Source organism: Actinophytocola sediminis (genome assembly GCF_054779715.1).
The window spans coordinates 120,811-144,783 of sequence record NZ_BAAGXS010000074.1 but is presented as its reverse complement, the minus strand read 5'-3'; the positions used below and the strand labels follow the sequence as shown (position 1 = coordinate 144,783).

Here is a 23,973-nt window from a genome sequence, read left to right as displayed (position 1 = left end):
GCAGCTACCGGCCAGCGATCAGTGATGGACAGCGAGATCCCATTACTTTTACGGTGTGGCCGTGACAAACCAGGGGCGTCGCCAGTTCTGGCGCACCCGCGTTCCGATGGTCGCCGTGGTCATCGCGTGTGTGGCCGGTCTGCTCGTCGCCGTGTCCGGCGCCGCGAACCCCGTGTCCGCCGTCCAGTTCGTCCTACCTGGCCACTGGGTCTACCACGCCGGACTGCAGTCAGTGTTCCATGTGGACGGTGCGACCGGCGATGTGGACGCTGGCGCGCACCTGCGTGGCGCACCGGGAGACCAGGTCCTGCAGGGCGACACCAGCGGCTATGTGGTCGGTCGCTCGCGGATCACCGAGTTCGGCAGGTCGAGCCTGGCGGTGGCCGACACCTCGACCCCGCCGTCGCGCGAACTGCCCGTCGGGGTGGAGACCGCGGGCGGTCCCTATCTGGTCTACCGCGAGGACGGCAAGGTCGTTCGGCTCGGCCAGCCGCACGCGGTGCTCGCGCTCGGCGGCCCGGTCGGCACCCCGCTGGCCACCCGCGACGGCACGTTGTGGTTGCCGCGCACGAACGCGGGCCTGCTGTGCCGGATGCAGCCGGGCGCGACGCACGTGTCGTGCGCCGTCCTGCTGCCCAAGGGACACGCCGGTGTGCTGTCGGTGATCGACGGCCGGGTGGTGTTCGTGGACACCACGGCCGACACCGTGCACGTGGTCGAGGACGACGGGCTGGGCGCGGCCCGCCCGCTCGGGGTGGACGTGGCCGACGACGTGCGGCTGGCGAGCAGCGATGTGGCCGGGCGACTGGTTTTCCTCGACGGGGCGCGGATGCAGCTGGTCGACGTGAACCTGGACGGCCGGGGGGAGCCGCGCCCGCCGGTGACCGTCGACCTCGGTGGTGGCGAGTACACCGGGCCGGTGTCGACCGGTCTGGTGGTCGCGGTGGTCAACCGGGACACCCGGCAGCTGATGACCTTCGACGACCGGGGCGAGCGCAAGCTGACCAAACAGCTGCCGGCGGAGAAGGGCGACCCCCGGCTGACCAGGGGCGAGGACAACCGCATCTACGTCGACGGCGACGAGGGCAGCCACGTCGTGGTCGTCGACCGGGACGGCGCACTGACCGACGTGCCCATCACCGACGAGCACACGAACAAGAAGGGGGCCGGCACGGACAAGGAGCGCGCGGCCGCCGACACCGGTAAACCCGCCGCCGGGCCGAAGCCGACCGAGCCGACCACACCGTCCACTCCGGACAAGCCGGCCGACCCGCCGCCGGTCACGGACCCGCCGCCGGTCGAACAGCCCGATCCGCCGCCGGTGCGGGTGCCGCCGACCGTGCCCGGCGCGCCGGGTGATGTCCGCGCGAGCGCCGGCAACGCGACCGCGACGGTCACCTGGAATGCCGCGCCGGACAACCGATCCGCCATCACCGCCTACCGGATCACCTGGCCAGGTGGGCAAACCACGACCGGCCCCGGCGACCGGCGGGCGACGATCAGCGGCCTGGCCAACGGCACCCGCTACGTGTTCACCGTGCGCGCGGTCAACGGCGTTGGCGCCGGACCGGGCGCGGCGACCAACCCGGTCACCCCGGCCGCACCCGCCCGACCGGCGAGCCGGCCGACCAACCTCGACGTCGCGGTCGACGCCCCGGCCGAGCGGGGACTGTTCACCTGGGACCAACCGGCCGACCTCGGCGGCGGCCGGCTGGTGCACTACGTCGTGGGGGTCACCGGCCGCGCCGATGTCACGGTCACCGGCGAGTCGGCAACGGTCGCGGTGTCCGGGACCGGCGCGACCGTGCTCACCGTCCTGGCCGTCACCGAGAACACCGCCGGCCAGCGGCTGCGCGGCGCCCCGGCCAGCCACACCGTGGAGGCGCCGCCGCAGGCCACCGGCCAGGTGCTGCTGACCAGAGGCCCGCCGACCCAGGGCGACTGCGGCGGCGACCCGGACTGCGCCTGGATGCACGTCGAGCTGGTCGGCATGCAGCCCAACACGCCCTACCGGCTGATGCCGCACTCGACCGCCCCGACCTACGCCAACGAGGGCGGGGACTGCCCAAGCGACGCGAACGGCTACTGCGTGACCGACCAGTTCGCCTACCACGTCGAGGGCGACACGGTGTGGGTCACGGTGACCGCGCCGGACGGTACCGTCACCCGTTCCAACGATCTGGTCTGGGAGAAAGCCGCATGAGCCAGCCAACCGCCGGTCAGGTCTACGAGCTGATCGCGGCCAACGTGCAGGGCGTCATCCGGGGCAAGCCCCAGCTGGTGCGGCTCGCGATCGCCGGCCTGCTCGCCGAGGGACACCTGCTGATCGAGGACGTCCCCGGTCTGGGCAAGACGACCCTGGCCCGCTGTCTGGCGCGCAGCATCGGCGGGAGCTACAACCGCGTCCAGTTCACCCCGGACCTGTTGCCCGGCGACGTGACCGGGGTGCAGGTGTACCGGCAGGGTGCCGAGGAGTTCGAGTTCCGCCGGGGCGGCATCTTCGCGAACGTGGTGCTGGCCGACGAGATCAACCGCGGCACGCCGAAGACCCAGTCGGCGCTGCTGGAGGTGATGTCGGAGCGCACGGTCACCGTCGACTCGGTCCGCCACGAGGTGCCGCGCCCGTTCCTGGTGATCGCCACCCAGAACCCGATCGAGATGGAGGGCACCTACCGGCTGCCCGAAGCCCAGCTGGACCGGTTCCTGATGCGGCTGTCGGTCGGCTATCCCAGCCTCGAGGCCGAGGTCCTGGTGATCATGAGTGACTGCGCTGGCGTCGGGCCGGACGAGCTGTCCCCGGTGGTCGACCTGCCAACGCTGCGCCAGGCGGTCGAGGAGGTCCGCGCGGCCCACGTCGATCCGGTGCTGTGCGAGTACGCGGCCCGGCTCGCGGCCGCCACCCGCACGCACGTCGCCCTGCGCTACGGCGCGAGCCCTCGGGGCAGCATCGCGCTGGTGCGGGCGGCCCAGGCGATGGCCGCGACCTACGGCCGGGACTTCGTGACCCCCGACGACATCAAGGAGGTGGCCAGGCCGGTACTCGAGCACCGGCTGATCCGCACCTCCGACGCGGAGCTGAACCAGCGCGCCACCAGCGACATCGTCGACGAGGTGCTGGCCGCGATCCCGGCGCCGGCGGTCAACGGCGTCGGCGTCACCAGCACGGTGGCGTAGTGCCCCGGCTCACCCGCCGTGGTTGGGCGGTGCTGGTCGCGGCCGTGCTCGCCTACGCGACCGGTGTCGTGGTCGGCTTTCCCGTGCTGCGGGCGCTTGGCGGCGCCGGGGTCGGGGCGGTGGCGGCCGCGCTGGTGGTCACCGCGCGCCGGCCGAGGGTGACCGTGGACCGGGAGGCCTACCCGGACCGGGTGCGGCGCGGCCGGCCGGCGTTCGCCCGGCTGCGGGTGCACAACGACAATCCGCGCCGGCACGGCGGGTTCACCGCGGGCGACCAGGTCGACGGCGGCTTCCACGCGGTCGCGGTGCGCCCGCTGGCCCCCGGCGCGGACGCGGTCTACCACTACGACCTGCCGACCACCCGCCGCGGCCGCATCCAGGTCGGCCCGCTGACCCTGGAGCGCGTCGACCCGCTCGGCCTCGGCCGCAGCCGACTGACCACCGGGGACACCACGACGATGTGGGTGCATCCGGTGGTCCATCCCGTGCGGGCGCTGATCGCCGGCTTCCCCCGCCACCACCACGACGGCGCGACCACCGACGAGTCGCCGCACGGGTCGCTCGACCTGCGGGACGTGCGGGAGTACGTGGTCGGCGACGAGGTCCGGCACCTGCACTGGAAGGCGACCGCGCGCACCGGGCAGCTGATGGTCCGCGACTACGTCGACCCGAACCAGCCCCGGTTCACCGCGCTGCTGGACACCCGCTCGGCGCTGCTTGGCCGGGAGGTGTTCGAGGAGGCGGTCGACCTGACCGCGTCGCTGCTGGTCGCGGCCGCCGGCGCGGGCTACTGGTGCCGGCTGGTGACCCCTGGTGGGCTGGACCTGCGGTCGCGCGGCGGTCAGCAGGCGGTACGTCAGGTGCTGGACGAGCTGTGCGAGCTGACGCCGACGGCCGGCACGCCGCCGCTGGTCCCGGCGCCGCTGACCCGGCCGGCCGGCCGGGGCGGCTCGCTGGTGGTCGTGCTGGCCGGCGCCCACCACGATGACCTGGCCGCGCTGGCGGCGTTGCGTCAGCACTACGCGTCCACCGTGGTGCTCACCCTCGCCGGCGGCACGGACACCGGGGTCACCGTCCGGGTGCCCGGCGCCAAGGTGATCGCCGCGCCGGACGCGCGCGCCGCGGCCCGGCGCTGGAACACGGTGGTGACCGGGTGACGCCTGCCAGACTCGCGGTGCTGGCCGTGCTCGGCTCGGCCGCCGGGCCGGGGCTGTTGTTCGCGCCGGTCTTCGGGTTCGGTGCGCTGGTGGTGCCGCTCGCGTTGGTCGCGGTGACCGGCTTCGCCGTGGTCGAGGCCAGTCGGCGCTGGCCGGTGCTGGTGGCCTGGCGGGCGGTGCTCGTGCTGGTCGTCGGGTTGCTCGCGCTGACCGAGGCGCTGCTGTTCGCCACCACCGCCGCCGGCCTGCCGACCGGCGAGACGCTGCGCGCGCTGGCCGCCGGGCTGACCGAGTCCTGGCAGCTGACCCTGCAGTCGACCTGGCCGGCCAGGCCGGTGCCCGAGCTGCTGTTGTTCGTGCCGCTCGCGGTGCTCGTCGCGAGCGTGCTGGCCGTCGAGCTGCTGGCCAGGCTGCGGTGGCCGCTGGTGGCGTTGCTGCCGGGGCTCGCGGTGCTCGGCCTCAGTCAGGCCTATGTCGCGCTGACCGGGCTGACCGCCGTGCTCGCCGCGTTCGGCTTCGCGGTCCTGGCCGGGGTGGTGGCCTCGGCTGGCGGGCCTGCCCGCCGAGGCGTGGTCGCGTTGCTGCTGGTGGTGCCGACCCTCGTACTGGCCGTGGTCGGCGCACTGCTCGGCACCGCCGTCGACCCGGTGGCCGCGCGCGCGTACTCGTTGCGGGACAAGCAGTTCGCGCCGCTGCCGCCGGAGCGGGTGGCCAGCCCGCTCGACGAGCTGAGCGAACACCTGCAGCACCCGGACGAGGAGGTGTTCCGCTACGCCACCGACGCCGAGGTCGACCGGTGGCGGCTGGTGGTGCTCGACCAGTTCAACGGCGTCACCTGGGAGCCGGGGGTGCGGCCGCGCCGGCTGGGCACCGCGCTGCCACCCGCGCCCGCGGTGACCGTGCCGGTGACCAGGCATCGCGCGCACGTCGAGTGTGGCGGGGTCGACGGGCCGTGGCTGCCGAGCCAGCCCCTGCCGGCCGCGGTCGACGGGCTGGCGCCGCTGGTCGACGAGACCACCGGCACGCTGCTGGTCCCCGGCCGCGACGGCCCGGTCGGCTACGACCTGTCGTGGTGGGAGCCGACGGTGGCCGCCGGCACCCTCGGCACGGCCGCGATCGACCCGGCCGAGGTGGTCGGCGACCTCGGCGAGGTGCCGCCGGAGATCACCGAGCTGGCGCGCACCGCGGTGCGCGAGCAGCGGCCGGCGTTCCAGACCGCGCTGGTGCTCGAACGGTTCCTGCGGGAGAACTACACCCACGCCACCGGCCCGGACCTGCCGAGCGGCAACGGCTGGCCGCAGCTGTCGACCTTCCTGCTGGACACCAAGCGGGGCACCACCGCCCAGTTCGCCACCGCCTATGTCGCGCTGGCCAGGATCATCGGCCTGCCGGCCAGGGTCGCGGTCGGCTACCGGGCAGGCGGTGCGGGCGAGGACGTCGTGGTGCGCCGGGGCGATGTGCTGGCCTGGCCGGAGGTCGCGGTCGACGGCGTCGGCTGGGTGCCGCTGGACCCGGCCGGCACCCCCAGCGGCGCCGGCGCCCAACGCAAGGGGCTGGCTGAGGCGACCGCGCGGGCCAGGGCCGACCTGCCGCCGCCGGCGGAGGTGAAGGACCCGGAACTGCCGGACCGGGAGTCCACTGAGGACGAGCGGGCGGCGGGCGGCGGGTTCTCAGTGCCGGTGACCGAGATCCTGGTGGCGCTCGCCGCGCTCATGGTGCTGTGGGTGGTCGGCGTGCCGCTGGCCAGGGTCGCGCGCGGCTGGGCACGGCGGCGGCGACCGGGGGCGCGGGCGGTGGTCGGCGCCTGGGCCGAGGCGCGGGATCTGTTGCGGGCGCACGGGGTGCCGTGCGCACCCGGGATGACCGTGCGGGACCTGGCGGGGATCTCCTCGCCGGTGGTGGACGGGCCGGTGGTGACCGGGTTGCACGAGCTGGCGCGGTCGGTCGACGTCGCGCTGTGGTCGCGGGCCGGGCCGAGTCCGACGACCGTGGCCGAGGCGTGGTCGGCGGTGCGGGTGCTGCGCCAGGGCCTGGCCACCCGGCCACTGGCGGCCAGGGTGCGGGCGGCGCTGGACGTGGCGACCCTGTTCAGGCCATGAGCTGGTCGAGGGCCGCGCGCCAGGCCGGCTCGTCCGGTTGGGGGGCGAGGTACTCGTGCGCGGCGATGTGCGCGAGGAAGTCGGGTTCTGGCGCGATGCCGTGGGTCCGCACGTAGTAACGCAGCGCGGCGCCCCAGATCCAGACGCCGTCGGTGAGCGTGGACAGCGGAACGACCAACCCGTTGGCCGGCTCGATCCGGTCCACATCGGACCCCGAGACACGCAGGATCACCTTGCCGCCACTGAGAAAGCTCGCGATGCGCGCCCGCTCGTCGTGGTCGGCGATGCGCGGGTGGTCGGGCGCGAAGGCCCACTGCCCGTCGCAGTCGCGCGCGTCGAACAGCTGGGCGATCCTCATCTGGCCTCCTTGACGGCGGGGATGTCGCGTGGCTGGTAGACCAGCCAGTCTCCGGGTGGGCGCCGTACCGGTGCCGGTTCGTTGTACACCTCGATGGTGCCCGACGACAGCGCGGGGAACTCGCCGGCCGCCGCCTCGGCGGTGATCAGTACCGGGGCGCGCAGCAGGTCGGCGAGCCGCTGGACGAACGTGGGATCCACGTGCCCGGCGCGGATCTGCAGCCGGGCAGGGCCGCCGGCCCAGTCGGCGCTGTCGGTGACCAGCTCGGCCAGCTCGTCGGGCCAGAGACGCTCTGGTCCGGTGTAGACGGTGGGGCCGTCGCGCAGCAGGGTCAGCTCGCCGAGTTCCTCGGTCGGGGCGAGGGCACGGCTGTCACCGAACTCGATCGGCTGGTGGTCAGGCCACCACAGGCCAGACGACAGGTCATGCGCCGCACGGGTCTCCGGCTCGGCCTCGGGTCCGGCGGTCGGCTCGAAGGCGTGCATCCTGCCGGTCGGCGGCATCTTCGGGACGACGATGCCGGCGGCGTCCACTTCGGTCGAGGTGACGAACAGTTCGCCGTCCGGGCTGAGGCCGACACCGTCCGACGGCGCGTGCACGGTGACGCCGAGCCGGTCGGCGAGCTGTTGGGCGAACCCGGTGGCGCGCTGGCCGGTCTCGCAGGCCAGCAGGCGGATCGGCTGGCCGTGCCAGGTCGGGTCGGCCCGGATCATCGCGGCCAGGTCCTCGGCGGTCAGCCTGGTCTCGCCGATCCGGACGAAGTCCTGGCCGCCGTGCATGTCGATGGTGTGCATGCCCGGCTCCGGGGGCACCTGGCCGGCCTCGGCGAGCAGTTCGTCGCCATGGGCGTAGTAGGCGCGGCCCGCCGACGTACGGACGCTGGCGTCCACATAGGACTTCAGGGCGGCCGGTGGCGCGGAGCCGGGCAGCCCGCCGCGCAACCCGTCCGGCTTCTCGTTGATCAGCAGCTCCAGGTCGGTCGGCATCGGGGTGCCGTCGGTGACGAGCTGGTCGTAGGCCTGCCAGAGCTTGTGCAGGTCCTTGCGGGCCTGTTCGCTCGGCTTGGTGTGCCCGCCTGCGTCGAAGTCGCGGATGCGCCCGGTCAGGCGTTCCAGTCGCCGCAACGCGACCAGCCGGGGCCCGACCAGTGACCACGGCCGCGGCTCGTGGAACATCAGTTCGCGCTCGTGGGCGATGAGCGCGTCGAGTTGGTCGGGATAGGCCGGACCGGCGCGCCGCGGCCACCGCGGTACCGCCGGTCGGGTCGGCGGAGTGTCCGGAGTGGACTGTCCGAGGATCGCGGCGTCGATCTCCCTGGTCCAGAACTCGACGAGAAACCGTTGGCGCGCGGTGGCTTCCGCCTCCTCGACGGGACGCTCCCTCGCCCGGTCGGCGAAGATCGTCTCGTCGACGGCGAGTTGTTCGCTTCGCCGGAACAGATAACGCAGCCCGAAGGAACCGGCGATGGCCGCAGACACCGCGCCGATGGTGATCACCCCGCCGACGCCCTGGTCGAAGATGGCCGCCGCGCCCGCCATCAGCCCGGACATGGTCGCGGCCTGCTTGCCGTGCAGCGCGCGGAACGCCTGCCAGCGCTGGTGTCCCGCCGGCCGGTCGGCCGGATCGGCCGGCGTCGGCACGGGCGGTGCGGCGGCCCGCAGATCGGCGAGCCTGCTGGCGAGCGTGGTGTTGACCCGGTGCACGAGCGTCTCGGCGCCGTCGAGCTGGCTGCTGAGGTCGGCCAGCACGATGTCCAGTACCCGCTGTTCGAGCGTGATCTGCTCGGCGGTCGTGTTGCCGAAGTCGTGCACGACCTGCGCGACGATCTCGGTGTACTCGTTGGCGATGAACTGCCGGTCGAGGAAGGCGTTGATCAGCGTGCCGACGGCGGCCCGCATGCCGCCGGTGCCCATGGAGCTCGGTCCGCCGGAGAGGTTCTCCATCGCCTTGGACATCGCGTCCGCGGCCGAGCGCGCGATGTCCCCGGACTGGCCGGCGAACTGGTTTCCGCCGTAGGTGAGCCAGCCCGCCCGGTCGACCTCTGTTGACCGCACGGGATCGGCGGTCGGCGCGGTGGGGGCGGGCATGGTGCCGGCGAGGTTGTCGATCCGGTCCAACAGCGCGGAGAGCTGTTCGGCGAACCGCTCGTCGAACGCGGCCGCCACGGCGTCCTGCTCCCGGCCGATGTTGTCCAACATGGCCCATTCGCGCCGGACCATGCGGTTGCGGAAGTACTTCTCGGCGATCGTGCCGATGGCGGTCGCCCCGGCGGCCACTCCCCAGAAGGCGGCGGCGTTCCAGAGCGGGAGCCCGGCGAGCATGAGCGAACTGCCCGCGGTGGCGCCGACGGTGGCCGCGCCGCCCCGGGCGAGCAGCCGTGCGCGCAGCGGTTGGTGGGTCGGCGGTAGCTGGCGGTCGGGCTCGGGTTCGGTTGGGCCGGGGGTGGCATGGCCGGCGGCTCTCGCGCGGGCGAGGAGTTGGTCGTGGAGTTGCTTGCGCCGCATGGCGGCCTCGTAGGCGCGGATGTCGCCGTGCACGCCGTGCCCACCGTCCACAGTGGCCTTCTCGCGCCGGCCGTACCACCGTTTGATGATCGTGCCGGAGACCCCGTTGGCGATGGCCGCGACGCCGACACCGACACCCACGATGTCCGGGCCGGTGACCGCGATCGTCGTGCCGGCGGCGACCCCGGGCGCGATCTCGGCCGGCAGATGGTAGAGGAGAAAGGCTTTCCAGGCGGGATACCCGGTCGGCGGCCTGGCCCAGGCCGGCCTGCGGTCACCGGCCCGGACATGGTTGGCGACGGTGTCGCCGACCTCGGGCGCGACGGCCGTGCGCGGTGGCGCGGCCGGGTCGTCCGGATGCACACCGAGCTGTTCGACCAGGGCTTTCATCTCGGCGGCGATCCGGTGTCGGCGTAGGACGCGCAGGCGCGCGGTCTCGGCCTTCGCGCGGTCGAGGTTGCGCAGTTCGGCCAGGCGCCCATGGTCGGCGGCGGAGAGCTCGGTGTGGTCGCCGGGATGGCTGTGGTGGTCGAGGAGGTTGTCGGTGGTCTGCGTGCCGCCGAGGATCGAGCTGCCCTGGGCGACGGCGTTGGCCACGGCGCGGTCGATGATCGCGGGCTTGGCGTGACCGGAGAGCCGGACCTGGACCTCGGCCGGCCCGGTGACCGTGATCTCGGCCGGGTCGCCGTCGGTGATGGTGGTGGTGAGCCAGACCTGGAACGTCGAGCCGTCCGCGCGGGTGACCTCGAACCGACTCGGGCCGACTCGGCGGACGGCGTGCACGCCGGCATCGTCGGTGATGGTCAGGATCGCGCGGCTGGCGTTGGCCATCACCCTGGCGTGGTCGTACCCGGCGCGCGGGGTGACGGCGAACCGGGAGTGTGGCACGGCGGCGACGCTGTGCACGCGGGCCCTCGGCCCCGGCGCAGGACTTGGGCTGCCACGTAGGCGGGGCGGCTGGTCGGGGCGGCGCGCGGGGGCCCTGGGGTCGTCGGCGAAGTGACCGGGCTCGTCGAGGTAGCCGCTGGGGTCGTAGACGCGTTTGCCGACGTTGGTCGGGACGTCGTGGAGCAGGTGGGAGCAGTTGGCGCAGAACCATGCCGGCCGCACACCGTTGCCGCGCAGGAAGCCGACGTCGGCGATGAAGTCGCTGAACTCGGCGGCTGGCCGGGCATGCAGGCCGGCGTTGGTCGCGCGGACCTCGGCGTGGGAGAGGGGATCCGCGCCGTAGGGCTGGTCCTGGCGCTGGCCGGCGATCGGTTGGCCCGCCTGGTTCATCGTGACGTAGCCCTGCGGGATCACCATGGCGTTGAAGCGCGCCAGGAGCTTGGGATGTACGTCGGCGGTCGGACCGTTGACCGCCTCGAAGACCTCGCCGGACCTGACGTCGATCACCAGCGCCATGACGTTGCCGGTCAGGTTCCGGTTCTGGGTCCGCTGGGTGCCGTCCTCGTCGGTGACCAGCTCGTGGTTCAGCGGGACGTCCGGCTGCTGGCGTGGCCGGGTGTCGAAGGGAACCGGGGGCCGGCGGGTGGCGTTCGGACCGGTGAAACGGGTCGGGTCGTCGTGGCGTTGGGCGTTCCAGTACTGCTCGACGCGGATGTCGGCCAGCTGCCGGAGCTTCTCCTCGACCGGGATGCCGTCGATCGTGGTGATTCGGCCGGTGTCGTCCCTGGTGAGGCGTTCCTCGGCGAACGTGCCCATGGTGGCGGGGGCGGTGTGCAGCGGGCGCATCGGAGTCTGGTCGGGTTGCGGGTCCGGCCAGGTGCGCGGTGGCGGCTCGGCGATCCTCGTGTGTGTTGGCTGTGGCTTGTCCGGCGTGTTGGCCGGGCCCGCCGACGGGGTACTGACGGCGGCCTGTGCGGCGATCGCGGCACCCGCGGGCGCCACCATCGGCACGGAGTCCGGTGTGGACTGATCGGTGGTGGTTGGGTTGTCTGGCGTGGTGGGCGGCGGTGTTGGTGACGTCGTGGGCGCTGTGGCGGCGTCCGGGTTTTCAGCCGGCGGTGTGGCTTTCGGTGCGCCGGTGGATGTTGTGTGGGTGGGCGCAGTCCGGCTGGGGCCTGTTTGCGTTGGCCCCGGTTGGGGTGGGGCGGAGGTCGGGTTGCCGGTGACGGCACCTGTGGTGCCGACGCTGCCGGGACTGGTCGACTGGGTCGTGCCACTGTCACGCACGCCCGACTGGGCGCTGTTGTCGACGGTGCCGGAGCCGCTGGTTTGGTGTGTGTCGCCGGATCGGTGGTCGGCGTTCCCGGTGTGCCCAGCGTGGTCGCCGGTTTGGCGGCCGGGTTCGGTGGTGTCGGCCTGTCCACTGTGGTCTCCGGGAACGCCGCCGGGCTGCCCGTCCGGTGCGGCCCTTCCCCCGGAATCGCCGTCGCTGGTCTGGCTGCCGGTACCGCCGACCGTGTCCCCAGCGTGCCCGCCGGTCTGTCCACTCGCGTCCCCGGTCGGGCCGCTGCTGGTATCGCTGTTGATATCGCCGGTCAGCCCGCCGGAGTTCCCGGCTTGTCCGCTGGCGCTTCCCGTATGGCCGCTGGTCTGCCCGCCCGTGTTCCCGGTGCGATCGCCCGCGGTGCCGCCGTGGTCCCCGGCCTGACCGCTGCCCGTGTTCCCGGCCTGTCCGCCGGTGTCCCCGGTGTGGCCCCCGGTCTGCCCGCCGCCCATGTCGCCGGTCTGCCGGCCGACATCTCCGGCTTGCCCGCCGGTGTTGCCGGTCTGGCCGCCGGTGTTCCCGGTCTGGCCGCCCGTGTTGCCGGTCTGCCCGCCGGTGTCCCCGGTTTGGCCGCCGACATCTCCGGTCTGCCCGCCCGTGTTGCCGGGCCGTCCGCCGGCTTCGCCGGTCTGCCCGCCGGTCTGCCCGCCGGTCTGCCCGCCGGTCTGCCCGCCACCGGTGTCCCCGGCTTGGCCCGTGCCCCCGGTTTGCCCACCTGTATCGCCCGGCTGCCCACCGGGATTCCCGGTCTGCCCCCCACCGTCGCCACCCCCACCAACCGGCGACCCCCCGCCCCGCGTCGCCGGCGGATCCGCCACCACCCCATTCCCCGCCGGCGCACCACCCTGTCCCGCCCCGGGATTCCCCGCGAACCGGTCCGCCCACTGGTTGACCCGAGCCTCCCCACCCGGGTTAAGCTGTTGCACCCCGTCGATCACCATCGACCGCGGCGCGCCCGTGATCCCCGCGGCGAGCCCGTTGTCCGCGATCGCGTCCGCGTAACCGCTGACGTTCGTCAGCGCGCCGGGATTGTCGTAGTTCTCGACGATGTAGCCCGCCGTCGGCGAGGTGACCGCGTTGTTCGCCGCCGAGTTGAGGCCCGCGGACAGGTTCCTCGCCACGCCGTTGGGCAGCACCGCCCCCAGCCCGGCACCGGTCGCCCGGTTCAACGGCGCCGCCAGCTTGCCGACGGCCGGACCGAGCACCCCGCCGAGTCCGCCGGCCGCGGCCGCCTTGCCAAGCTCGCCGAAATCGAACTTGTCCCGGGTGCCCATCCCCATGCTGGTCAGCTGAGTGGCCATGTTGATCAGGCTCTCGTCGAACGCCTCCTTGGCGATCTCCATTCCGCCGAGCGCGCCGATCTCCAGCGCGCGGGACAGCGGGCCCGCCAGCGTCCGGCCGACCATGGTCCGGAGCATCGTCGTCAGCCGCCCGGCGACCGCCCGCGCCAGACCCTGCGCGAGGAACCCGCCCCCGGGAATCCACGACAGCGCGGCGAACAGCGCGATGTTGACGATCAGCTCGAACATGATGTTGAGCCGCGCCTCGCGGATCTGGTTGCCGTAGTCGTGCACGCCGTCCGCGAGCACCCGCATGTCCTCGGCCATCAACCGGAAGTTCTCCGGCAACTGCCGCAGGATGTGGGCGAACTGCGCCCCGGCGGTGTCCGTCCACACCTGCGCCGACACGTTGGCCTGCCCGGCCAACGTGTGCGCCGTCTGGTCCATCAGCTTCGCGACGGTTTTCCACTCCGCCGCCAGCTCCCAGGCGTCCTGCTCGCTGTCGGGCGGCCAGAGCTGGTCGATCGACTTGTCCTTGACCGATGCCCAGAATCCGACGGGATCGGAGGGCTCCGGCATCGCCATGGCGGATCGACCTAGAACTCGAAGTGCTGGCCGGCGAGGTTGTCCGCGGTCACGTAGATCGGCACGGCCCTGACGCCGGCGTCCGACAGCTTCTGCGTGCGCGCCAGCATGTCGGTGATGAAGCTGCGCAACTGCTTGGCCGTCGGGTTGTATCGCTCGGCGACCGGCCGGCCGAGCGGGCCGTCGCCGAGCTTGCTCTCCAGCGCGAGAATCGTGCCGTTGGTCGACTCCCACTGGGTCCTGATCTCGGACACCAGGGTGGCGATGTTCTTCATCAGCGACTCGGCCGGCACCGGGAACATGTCGATGCCGGCGCCGTCGACGTCCACACCGGTCCAGCCGTCGGCGGGATTGGTCATCTCCGGTCCTCCATCGCCGAGGTGGTCTCGTCGAGCAGGTGCAGCACCGGGTCGAACATCGGGTCGATCTCCTGGTCGCCCGGTCGTCGCGGCGCCAGCAGCCCTTCGGCGAACTTCGTCGCCTCCCGATCGGCGTCCTCGGCCGCGGCGCTGATGGCGGCGAGGATCTTCGTTGCCAGCTCGGCGGAGTTCTGGTCGCGGTAGATCCGTGGGTCCAGCTCCAGTTCACGCACCTCGCCCCGGCCGCCGACCACCACGGTGACCAGGCCGTCGTCGGAGTAGCCGGTGCCGCGAATCTCGTCCACCTGGTCGCGCATGGCCTTCACCTGCTCGGCGAGCCGGGCGTACTCGGCGAACCGTCCGGTCAGCTCGGTGGTCGATCGCTCCACTTCATGGCCTCCCACGATCTCCAGGCGGAACCCAAGGATGACCGCGCGGTGCCGGGTTCTCGGTGGCCATGACCGGTTCCGGCCACGAGCACGCCACAGTGGCGCGCGGGCCAGCAGGATCGCCAGCCATGAAAGGGGTTGCCGGCGCCGCACTGCTACTCGTGCTCGCCGCGACACTCGGCCTGCCGGCGACGGCGACCGCCGCGCCTCCCGCGGGCGCCTGCCGCGGCGAGCCGGAACCGGCGCGGGCGGCCATCAGCCAACTGCCCTGGGCACAACAACTGCTCGACCTGGACCGCACCTGGCCGCACAGCACCGGCGCCGGCGTGACGGTGGCCGTCGTGGATTCCGGAGTGGACGCCGACCATCCGCAACTACGCGGAAAAGTGTTGCGCGGCAGAGATTTCTTCCTCATCGGTGACCTGCCAGGCAGTTTCGACTGCGGGTCACACGGAACGGCGGCCGCGTCGATCATCGCCGCGGCGCCGGTTACCGGGGTCGGCTTCCGCGGCGTGGCGCCCGGCGCACGCATCCTGCCGGTGCGCATCACCGACCGCGAGCTGAACGACGGCGGCAACGCCACCCCGATCAGCCCGTCGGTCGTCGCCGACGGCATTCGGTATGCCGCCGACCGGGGCGCGAAGGTGATCAACCTGTCGTTGTCCGGCTACGGCGACTTCCCGGCCATTCGGGAGGCGGTCGCCTACGCCCAGGCCAGGGACGCGCTGCTGATCGCGGCGGTCGGCAACCGGGACGACCAGGGTCCGGTGCCGTCGTTCCCGGCGTCCTACGACGGCGTGCTTGGTGTCGGATCCATTGACATCGAAGGGATCCGCGCGTCGGGGTCGCAGACAGGGCCCTATGTGGACCTGGTGGCCCCCGGGCAGGACGTGCTGGCCGCGACCAGGGTCGCCGGCCATCACTACTGGGCCGGTACGAGTTTCGCCACGCCGTTCGTGTCCGGCGTGGCCGCGCTGGTGCGCGCGGCGTACCCGGAGCTGACCGCGCCGGAGGTGGCCCAACGGCTACGCGCGACCGCCGCACCGGCACCGGGCGGAAAGGCGAGCCTGGAGTACGGCGCGGGCATCGTGGACCCCTATCGCGCGGTCACCGAGAAACTCACCGAACGCGAACCGCTGGCCGTCGCCCCGATCGAGCCGACCCCACCGGACCCGGCGGCACTGCGCGAGGCCGCGTGGTGGCGGGACATGGGGGCCGGCGCGCGGTTCGGCACCGGGGTGGTGTTCGCGGCGATCGTGGTGGCCGTGGTCTTGGCGATCGCGCTACCGAGAGCCAGCCGGCGTCGGTGGACGGCCGCCCGCCGGCCGGCACTGCCGGAGACGCCGGGCCGCCAGGAGACACCGGATCAGGTGTTCCTGTTCCCGGTCGGCAAATAGCTCCTGTCGAGCACAGAACAGCCTCCGGCCGGGGTGGCGGCCGGAGGCTGGTCGGGGTGGCGCGATCAGCACATGGTGTCACGCCTGAATCGCGGCGCGGGATCGCTGGACCGCGCCCCGCAGCTCGTGTTCCGCCTTCTCCACCGCCGCCATCAGGTTCGCCAGGAAGATCTCGTTCTCCTCGCCGTACTTGCTGAAGTCGGCGTTGCGGAACTGGTTGGCCTCACCGGCGTCATCGGCCCAGCCGGCCGACATCGTGTTGGTGGTGAAGGTCATCCAGTCCGTACGGTTCTGGTTGAGCATGGTCTGCGCGGTCTGGATGGCCGTGCGCAGTTCCTGCAGGTTCTCGAACTTGACGGAGATCGCATCAGGGTTGACCACTGGGTCGGCTCCTCGTCAGTGCTGGCCGTTGATGGCGTTGATGATCGCGTAGGCGTCGTCGTCGGCCGTGAGGCTGATGTTCAGTGCCTGGTTGGTGCCTTCGGAGATCCGGCCGGCGTCCTGGGAGTTGATGCCCAGGCTCGCGGCGATCTCCTGGTGTTTGGCGTCGAACGCCGTCTTGGCGCGACCACCCCACACCGCCTTCACCATGTCCGCGATGCCACTGAGCTGACGCTCGTAGTCCATGATCGCGGTCTGCGTGTCGGACGACTTCCCTACGGCGCTTGACATCGCCGTCTGTTCGACATGGATGTTGTTCAGGGCCATGCTTCAACTCCCTCACACGGGCGATCGTGGCGCTGACGTTAGGTCGCCCGCCGCCCGAGCGGATGGCCACCGGCACCTTCCTGCCACGGCGATCGCCCGACCCGCCGCGGCGAGCCAGGATTGGCGCGAACACCGTCAGAGGAGGTTCGCCGTGGGGACCGTGGTCGTGCGCCGCCCGTTGCGCCGGGCCGCGCCGGAGATGCCAGCGGGTGAGCTGGTGCTCGACGCCCCGCCGGAGATCCCGCCGCCCGCCGGCCGGCAGTGGTCGCAGGTGCTCATGGTGCTGCCCATGGTGTTGATGATGGGCGCGATGATCCTGTTGTTCAGCGGGAGCTTCGGCGGCGGCGGCGCCTTCGTCGCGATCCGGTTCGTGGTGTTCGGCATGTTCGGTGTCGCCATGCTGCTGATGGTCGTGGCCGCGTTCCTGCAGGGCGGCGGGCCGAGCAAGCGGGAGATGGGTTACGCCCGCCGGATGTACCTGCGTTCCCTTGCCCAGCACCGAGTTCGCGTCGGCCGGACCGCTCGGCGGCAGCGCACCGCGCTCTGGTACCTGCACCCGGATCCGACCGCGTTGTGGTCGGTCGCCGCGAGCTACCGGCTGTGGGAACGCCGCCGGGGCGACGTGGACTTCGGCGTGGCCAGGATCGGGCTCGGCGCGCAAACCCTTGCCACGGAACTGATCGCGCCGGACACCAGGCCGATGGAACAGCTCGAGCCGCTCTCCGCGCTCGCGCTTCGCCGGTTCATCACCACGTACTCGTCGGTCGCCGATCTGCCGCTCGCCATGGCCGTCAACGGGTTCAGCCGCGTCTACCTCCGCGGCGGCGACCGCGTCGACGGGCTGGCGCGTGCGCTCATCGCCCAGCTCGCCACCCTCCAGTCCCCGGACGACCTGCGCATCGCCGTCTGCGTCGACCCGAGGCGGCGCGGCGAGTGGGAGTGGCTCAAGTGGCTGCCGCACGCGTTGCACCCGGAACGCACCGACGCCCTCGGCCCGGTCCGGCTGGTCGCACCGACGATCACCATGCTCGAGGCGCTGCTGGACGACCTGCTCGGCGACCGCCCCCGGTTCGACCCCGAGGACGGGGTCACCCGGGTGCCGGGGCCGCATCTGGTCGTGGTCCTCGACGGCGGCGAGACCGCCGGCTCGGATCACCTGATGGCCGGCGCGGGCGTCGAGGGCGCCACGGTCATCGACCTGACCTCGCCGCCGCCGCGCACCCCGGACCGGTCCGCGGTCGTGCTGCACGTCGCCAGCGACGGCGGGCTGACCAGCGCGGGCGCCGACGGTGAGGTCGACCTCGGCCGCGCCGACGCGCTCCCGTTGGCCGCCGCCGAGGCGCTGGCCCGCCAGCTCGCGCCGCTGCGGCTCACCGAGGGCACCCGGGGCGAGCAGCCACTGAGCTCCGAGCTGGGCCTCGAGGAACTGCTCGACCTCGGCGACCCGTACGGCTACGACCCCCAGGACACCTGGGTGCCCCGGCCAAGCCGGGACCGGCTGCGGGTGCGCTTCGGCATCCGCCAGGACGGCAGCCCGATCGAGCTGGACCTCAAGGAGTCCGCCCAGGACGGCATGGGCCCGCACGGTCTGCTGATCGGCGCCACCGGCTCCGGCAAGTCCGAGCTGCTGCGCACGCTGGTGCTCGCGCTGGCGATCACCCATCCGCCGAACTCGCTGAACTTCGCGCTGATCGACTTCAAGGGCGGCGCCACCTTCGCCAGACTGGATCGCCTGCCGCACACCAGCGCGGTGATCACCAACCTGGTCGACGAACTGCCACTGGTCGACCGGATGGCCGACGCGATCAACGGCGAGCTGATCCGCCGCCAGGAACTGCTGCGCGCGGCCGGCAACTTCGCCTCCCTGCGCGACTACGAGAAGGCGCGCGCCGCCGGCGCACCGCTGCCCGAGGTGCCGACCCTGTTCGTGGTGGTCGACGAGTTCTCCGAACTGCTGTCCGCGCGCCCCGACTTCATCGACAACTTCGTCCAAATAGGACGGGTCGGCCGGTCGCTCGGTGTGCACCTGTTGCTGGCCAGCCAACGCCTCGAGGAAGGCAGGCTGCGCGGCCTGGACACCCACCTGTCCTACCGGATCGGCCTGCGCACGTTCTCCGACATGGACTCGCGCACCGTGCTCGGCGTCTCGGACGCGTTCTCCCTGCCGCGTGCCCCCGGCCACGGCTTCCTGCGCTACGGCGACGAGCCGATGGCCAGGTTCCGCTCGGCCTACGTCTCCGGCGTGCACCGCGCCGACCGTCCACATGGAACGCAACCGGACGGCCAGGAACCGTTGGGCCTCAACGTCTACTCCACCGGCTACGTCGCCCCCGACCTGGCAGCGGAACCGGACGAACAGCCACCGGACGCGGTCGACGACGACGCGGTCGGCGAGAGCCTGCTCGACATCCTGGTCGACCGGATCGCCGACCGGGGCGTGCCCGCCCACCAGGTGTGGCTGCCGCCGCTGGACGCGCCGCCGACCCTCACCGACGTGCTCGGCGAGCTGACCGTCGACCCCGAGCGGGGCCTGCGACCGACCGACGCCACCCACAACGGCGCGCTGCACGCGGTGTTCGGGATCGTGGACCGGCCGTTGGACCAGCGCCGGGACCCGCTGGTGCTCGACCTGGCCGGCGGGGCGGGCAACGGCGTCGTGTGCGGCGGCCCGCAGTCGGGCAAGAGCACCGCGCTGCGGGCGATGATCACCGGGCTCGCGCTCACCAACACCCCACGCGAGGTGCAGTTCTACTGCCTGGACTTCGGCGGCGGCGCCCTCGGCTCGGTGCGTGCGCTGCCGCATGTCGGCGGGGTCGCCGGCCGGCAGAACAGCGGCGCGGTGCGCCGGACGGTCGCCGAGGTGGCCACCGTGCTCGCCGAGCGGGAACGCCGGTTCGCCGAGCTGGACGTCGACGGCATGCCCAGCTACCGGGCGTTGCGCGCCGATGGCACGGTCGAGGACCCGCACGGCGACGTGTTCCTGGTCATCGACGGCTGGCTGACGTTGCGCAAGGACTTCGAGGACCAGGAGGAGATCGTCACCAGCATCGCCCAGCGCGGCCTGGCCTACGGGGTGCACCTGCTGGTGTCCTGCGCCCGCTGGTTCGATCTGCGCCCGCAGGTGCGGGACCTGCTCGGCAGCCGGATCGAGCTGCGCCTCGGCGACCCGATGGACACGATGATCGACCGCGCGGGCGCGCTGCGGGTGCCGGAGAACGCGCCCGGCAGGGGGATCGGCCCGTCCAAACACCAGATCCTGACCGCGCTGCCCCGCCTGGACGGGACCACCGCTGACCTGTCCGCCGGCGTGGCCGAGCTGGTCGAGCGGCTCCGCACGGCCTGGCCGGGGGAGCCGGCGCCCGCGGTGCGGATGCTGCCCAGTCGCCTGCCCTACCGGGAACTGCCCGCCGACGACCCGAACCGCCGGGCGCTGTCGGTCGGCATCGCCGAGACCAACCTGGGCCCGGTACGGCTCAACCTGGACGCGGACGCGCACGTGGTGGCGCTCGGCGATGCCGACTCCGGCAAGACGACGTTCATCCGGGCGTTCGCGCGCCGCATCGTCGACACCTACCGCCCCGAGCAGGCCCGGATCGTGCTCGTCGACCACCGTCGCAGCCTGCTCGGCGAGGTGCCGGCGGAGTACCTGCTCGGCTACGGCACCGACAGCGCGACCACGACCAAGCTGGTCGCCGCGACCGCGCAGGGTGTGCGCGGCCGGCTCCCCGGCGCCGACGTCACCCCCGAGCAGCTGCGCCGGCGCAGCTGGTGGACCGGCCCGGAGCTGTTCGTGCTGGTCGACGACTACGACCTGGTGACCACGTCGATGGACAACCCGCTGCTGCCGCTGCTGGAGTTCCTGGCGCAGGGACGGGACATCGGGCTGCACGTGGTGCTCACCCGCCGGATGGGTGGCGCGGGCCGCGCGCTGTTCGAACAGTTCCTCACCCGCCTGCGTGACGTCGGCGCGATCGGGCTGCTGCTGTCCGGCGACAAGGCCGAGGGTCAGCTGATCGGCGGCCAGAAGGCCGAGGAACTCCCGCCAGGCAGGGCCAAGCTCGTGACCCGCCGCGGCGAACCACTGCTCGTGCAGCTCGCGTGGCTGCCACCGACCGAGTGAACTCGAGAAGGAGGGATCGATGGCAGGCCCGGAGGACGAAATCGATGGCAAGCCAGAAACGATGCTGCACTGGAAAACCAACAGCTGTCCGCTGATCAACCCAGCGGCCGACCTGGTCCCCGGGATGGACGAGGGCAAGACGTACCAGGCCAAGGACGCCCCGGCGACCAGGACCCTCGTCGAGTTCGTGCAGGCCGCCGCGTTGGGCGCGAACGCCTACAACACCAAGGCCAAGGCGGCCGGCCACGACTACCTCGACTCCGACGAGGCGGCCGAGCAGGGAATCAAGGGCATCAGCCGGCTCCACGAGCCGATCAGCAACGTGACCAGCAGGGTGGGGGTGGTGTCGGAATGGCCGCCAACTATGAGGTGATGCCGTTGGCCGCGCAGCTGAAGATCATGGGACAGGAGGCCAAGAACACCAACATGCTCGAGGCCAAGTCGACCATGTGGAACAAGGCCGGTGCGGAGCTGGGCAAGGCCGGTAAGGAGATCGGCAAGGAGACCGACAAGCTGGAGCCGGACTGGAAGGACACCGCCGGTCAGCAGTTCGTCGAGCGGGCGCGCAACACCGAGAAGACGTTGGCCAAGTGGCACCACAACATCACCACGGCCAAGCCGGACCAGGTGCTCGGGGAACTCGCCACGCTCATCCCGACGACCCACGCGGCGTTGACCAACCAGATCAAGCAGTTCGACCTGTGGTACGCGGAGAACCAGGAGGCGTTGACCAAGGAGGGGTACACCAGGGAGGGCGCCGAGATCTACCCGCCGTACAACTGGCGCCAGCTGTCCGGGTCGATGATGAACCGGATCGCCGACCTGTACGGGCGGGCGACCAAGGCGGTGGACACGGCCTCGTCCGGCGGTAAGTACGAGGGGGTCAACGACCAGGTTGAGCAGAAGCCGCCCAAGCGGCCATCGGTCACCGGCGGCACCGACGGCGGCACCGGCGGCACGGTCGCCGGGGCTGCCCCGACCGGTACTCCCGCCGGCACGCCGGTCGGCGTGCCGAGTGCGGACCTGCAGGGCACGACGGTGCCAAGGACCGACCTGCCGCAGACCGGGCCGAACGGCGTCAACCCGACGGGCAACCCACAGGTCACCGCGCCGAACGGGGTCAGCCCGACGGGTAGTCCGCAGGTCACCGCGCCGAACCTGACCGGGGGGCCGGACGTCGGCGGCGATCCGGCGCTGACCGGCCAGAGCGAGGATCCGCAGCTGAGCGGTGGACTCGGGGGCACGCCGCCGGTCAGCGCGCCGACGGTGCCGACGGCTCCGCCCGGTGGTGGCGCCGTGCCGCCGGGCGGCGGTGGTGGCGGGGTCACCGCGCCGGTCATCCCGCCGGTTGGTGGGGTCGGCGGCGGCCCGAACGGTGTCCGTCCCGTCATCCCGCCCATCGGCGGCGGTCCCGGCGGCGGACCGGGTGGCGGCGGTCCGGGTGTCGGGTCCGGTGGCGTGAAGTTGCCCGGCGTGAGCCTGGGCGGCGTTGGCGGTGGTGCCGGCATCGGCGCAGGCGGCGTTGGTAGCGGTGGCGGTGGGAGCGGCGTCGGCGGAGTTGGCGTCAGTGCTGGCGGGTTCGGTGCTGGCGCGGGCAGCCCGACGATCCCGGCGGCCTCGACCCCGGTCCAGGCACCGGCCACGGCCGCGCCGGCCGTCGCGGCCCCCACCACGCCACCCGGACTGTCCTCGACGACCGGCGGCACGGCCATGGGTGGTGGCGGCGGAATGCCGCCGATGATGCCGCCGATGGGCATGGGCGCCGGTGGTGCCGGCGGCGGGCCGGGCGCCGGCACCGGCTCCCGCGCGAGTGGCAACGGCCGCAACAACCGCCGCAAGGACGTCGTCACGCCGGGCCTACCGGTGATGCTCAGCGGCAAGGCGGGTTGGGCGGACGTGAACGCGTTCGCCGGCCGGGGCCGCCGGCAGACCGAGGAGTCCGACGTGCCGACGACCGTCCAGCTCATCGACGAGGACCTCTGGCAGGTGGACCAGAAACCGGCCGCCGACGAGCGCATCACCGCCCCGACACACCGAGCCCACTGACCCAGGAGCACAACGGCCCCGAGGCGCACAAACGCCTCGGGGCCGCAGTTTCGTGCCCGCCCGCGCCGAAGAACGCAGCGAAGGGTCCCTTCACTGCACCCACCGCAGCGAAGGGACCCTTCACTGCATTTCACGGCAGCGCAGGACGCCCTCATCGCGGTTCGCGGCCACCGGCTACCGGCGCAGCGCGGCCTCGTGGCTGAGTCCGGAGCCGAGTGGGATACGGGCCACCAGCCCGGCCGGCAGCCGCACCGGCCGCACCTGCTCATAGCCGAGCACCCGCAACAGATCCGCCGACGCGACCGGATGCGTGACCCCCTGATCGGTCACCACGAGAAACGTGCCCCTCGGCGTGTCCATCGTCGGCACCGCCTCCACCACCGCGGCACGCCCCGGCGGCACCAGCACCCGGTCGGCGAGCACCGCACCCTCCTCGGTCCGCCTCGGCGTGGCGGTGAGCGGATCGGCCGACGGCATCGGCGGGGCGATCGTCACCACCGGCGTCCCCGCCCCCGGCGCGAACATCAGGCACACCGACGCGCCGTCGTCGGCCAGCACGAACTCCGGCCGCACCGCGGGCGGATCACCCGCCCTGGCCGAGGCCACCGACGGTCGCGGCGCGCCGCCGGCCTCGATCAGCCCCATCGGCAGCGCCACCGGCTCGGCGTTCGGATAGGCCTTCGCGGTCGCCTGGTAGCCCCGCTGCAGGTCGTACTGCAGCTCGGTGATCGGCCGCAGCTGCCCGACCTCGGCCAGGTAGTACTGGATCCCACCGGACGTGCTGACCGCGAACAGCTGCCCGGCGAGCACCTCGGGCCGGGCCACATGCGCCGGCTCCCCCATCCCGGCCACCGGGATCGGCGCGATCGGCAGCCCGGCCGGAATCGACTCGATCACCGCCGGGCTGACCCGGACGGCCGGCGTCGGCCGCAGCGCGAGCGCGACGGCGGCCGCGTCCGGATCGCCGATCAGATGCCGGTAGCCGCGGTGGAGCAGATATCGCTCACCGGTCTCCGGCACGTCGGCGAGCACCGCGCGCTCCGCCAGCGACGCCCCGCCCCGCAGCGACTGGCCGACCAGCAGCACCGAGGTCGGCACGACCGTCCCGGTCAGGTCCCTGCTCGGCTGCGAGCACAGCGTCCAGCCACCACCGAGCAGCCCGTCCTTGCCCGGCAGGGAATCCGGCGCGTCCGGGATGCCGATCCTCGGCCCTCGCGCCACCCCCGACAGCGAGTCGCGGGACACGGTGACCGTCCGCGCGTGCTCGCCGATCGCGAGCAGCGCGGAGGTGTAGTTCGCCACCGGATGCAGCCGCCCGTCGAGATAGACGTACCGGGTGCCGGTCTCCTCCTCGACGACGACCGACTTGCCGTCCATCCACGCGTCGTTGCCGCCCGGATTGATCAGCCCGTACACCCCGGCTGCGGCCAGCGCGATGACCGCGATCGCGATGCCGCCGAACGCGCCGTTGACCGGGCGGCGAAACGGCGGCTGCTCGGGGTCGGTCTCCCTGGTCACCAGCGCGGAGATCACCCGCTGGACCAGGAACTGGTAGGCGTGCAGCTGGTCGCGCTTGGAGGCCATG

The 23,973-nt window shown here is 72.7% G+C and carries 15 protein-coding genes; 8 read left to right on the top strand and 7 right to left on the bottom strand.

Going from position 1 to position 23,973, the window contains the following annotated elements:
• Positions 1 to 61: 61 nt before the first annotated feature.
• The 4 genes from ACYVIP_RS34410 to ACYVIP_RS34395 are packed head-to-tail and all read left to right on the top strand — an operon-like array spanning position 62 to position 6,430.
• Positions 62 to 2,203 carry a fibronectin type III domain-containing protein gene (locus tag ACYVIP_RS34410; protein ID WP_460404047.1) on the top strand — a complete coding sequence of 714 codons (2,142 nt, stop codon included), beginning with the start codon at positions 62 to 64 and terminating at the stop codon, positions 2,201 to 2,203.
• Positions 2,200 to 3,174, top strand: coding sequence for an AAA family ATPase (locus ACYVIP_RS34405; RefSeq protein ID WP_460404045.1), 975 nt, complete (start codon positions 2,200 to 2,202; stop codon positions 3,172 to 3,174). The genes ACYVIP_RS34410 and ACYVIP_RS34405 overlap by 4 nt, the downstream gene beginning before the upstream one ends.
• Complete coding sequence (locus ACYVIP_RS34400; protein WP_460404043.1) at positions 3,174 to 4,331, top strand: DUF58 domain-containing protein; 1,158 nt, start codon at positions 3,174 to 3,176, stop codon at positions 4,329 to 4,331. The genes ACYVIP_RS34405 and ACYVIP_RS34400 overlap by 1 nt, the downstream gene beginning before the upstream one ends.
• On the top strand, positions 4,328 to 6,430 hold the full coding sequence (locus tag ACYVIP_RS34395; protein ID WP_460404041.1) for a transglutaminase family protein: 2,103 nt from the start codon (positions 4,328 to 4,330) through the stop codon (positions 6,428 to 6,430). The genes ACYVIP_RS34400 and ACYVIP_RS34395 overlap by 4 nt, the downstream gene beginning before the upstream one ends.
• Here ACYVIP_RS34395 and ACYVIP_RS34390 read toward each other — a convergent pair.
• The 4 genes from ACYVIP_RS34390 to ACYVIP_RS34375 are packed head-to-tail and all read right to left on the bottom strand — an operon-like array spanning position 6,420 to position 14,117.
• A complete protein-coding gene (locus ACYVIP_RS34390) occupies positions 6,420 to 6,788 on the bottom strand; it encodes a hypothetical protein (protein ID WP_460404039.1) in 369 nt (122 codons plus the stop codon). The two genes, ACYVIP_RS34395 and ACYVIP_RS34390, sit on opposite strands and share 11 nt — an antisense overlap.
• Positions 6,785 to 13,369 carry a WXG100-like domain-containing protein gene (locus ACYVIP_RS34385; RefSeq protein ID WP_460404037.1) on the bottom strand — a complete coding sequence of 2,195 codons (6,585 nt, stop codon included), beginning with the start codon at positions 13,367 to 13,369 and terminating at the stop codon, positions 6,785 to 6,787. Before ACYVIP_RS34385 ends, ACYVIP_RS34390 begins: the two co-directional genes overlap by 4 nt.
• An 11-nt stretch (positions 13,370 to 13,380) precedes the next feature.
• Positions 13,381 to 13,728: a hypothetical protein gene (locus ACYVIP_RS34380; protein ID WP_460404035.1), complete on the bottom strand. Its 348-nt coding sequence runs from the start codon at positions 13,726 to 13,728 to the stop codon at positions 13,381 to 13,383.
• Positions 13,725 to 14,117 (bottom strand): YbaB/EbfC family nucleoid-associated protein, encoded by a 393-nt coding sequence (locus ACYVIP_RS34375; RefSeq protein ID WP_460404033.1) that lies wholly within the window; start codon positions 14,115 to 14,117, stop codon positions 13,725 to 13,727. Before ACYVIP_RS34375 ends, ACYVIP_RS34380 begins: the two co-directional genes overlap by 4 nt.
• A gap of 128 nt (positions 14,118 to 14,245) precedes the next feature.
• Between ACYVIP_RS34375 and mycP the strand changes: the two genes are divergently transcribed.
• Positions 14,246 to 15,514, top strand: coding sequence for a type VII secretion-associated serine protease mycosin (mycP, locus tag ACYVIP_RS34370; protein WP_460404031.1), 1,269 nt, complete (start codon positions 14,246 to 14,248; stop codon positions 15,512 to 15,514).
• A 78-nt stretch (positions 15,515 to 15,592) separates the two neighbouring features.
• Here the strand turns inward: mycP and ACYVIP_RS34365 are convergent, their stop codons facing one another.
• Positions 15,593 to 15,895, bottom strand: a complete 303-nt coding sequence (locus ACYVIP_RS34365; RefSeq protein ID WP_460404029.1) for a hypothetical protein — start codon at positions 15,893 to 15,895, stop codon at positions 15,593 to 15,595.
• Positions 15,896 to 15,910: 15 nt separating this feature from the next.
• Complete coding sequence (locus ACYVIP_RS34360; RefSeq protein WP_460404027.1) at positions 15,911 to 16,222, bottom strand: hypothetical protein; 312 nt, start codon at positions 16,220 to 16,222, stop codon at positions 15,911 to 15,913.
• 151 nt (positions 16,223 to 16,373) lie between these two features.
• Between ACYVIP_RS34360 and eccCa the strand changes: the two genes are divergently transcribed.
• The 3 genes from eccCa to ACYVIP_RS34345 are packed head-to-tail and all read left to right on the top strand — an operon-like array spanning position 16,374 to position 22,388.
• Positions 16,374 to 20,342, top strand: a complete 3,969-nt coding sequence (eccCa, locus tag ACYVIP_RS34355; protein ID WP_460404025.1) for a type VII secretion protein EccCa — start codon at positions 16,374 to 16,376, stop codon at positions 20,340 to 20,342.
• A 19-nt stretch (positions 20,343 to 20,361) separates the two neighbouring features.
• Entirely contained in the window at positions 20,362 to 20,715 is a 354-nt protein-coding gene (locus ACYVIP_RS34350; protein ID WP_460404023.1) for a hypothetical protein, read from the top strand.
• A complete protein-coding gene (locus ACYVIP_RS34345) occupies positions 20,694 to 22,388 on the top strand; it encodes a hypothetical protein (RefSeq protein ID WP_460404021.1) in 1,695 nt (564 codons plus the stop codon). The genes ACYVIP_RS34350 and ACYVIP_RS34345 overlap by 22 nt, the downstream gene beginning before the upstream one ends.
• A gap of 174 nt (positions 22,389 to 22,562) precedes the next feature.
• Here the strand turns inward: ACYVIP_RS34345 and eccB are convergent, their stop codons facing one another.
• Positions 22,563 to 23,972: a type VII secretion protein EccB gene (gene eccB / locus ACYVIP_RS34340; RefSeq protein WP_460404019.1), complete on the bottom strand. Its 1,410-nt coding sequence runs from the start codon at positions 23,970 to 23,972 to the stop codon at positions 22,563 to 22,565.
• Between the last annotated feature and the right edge of the window lies 1 nt (position 23,973).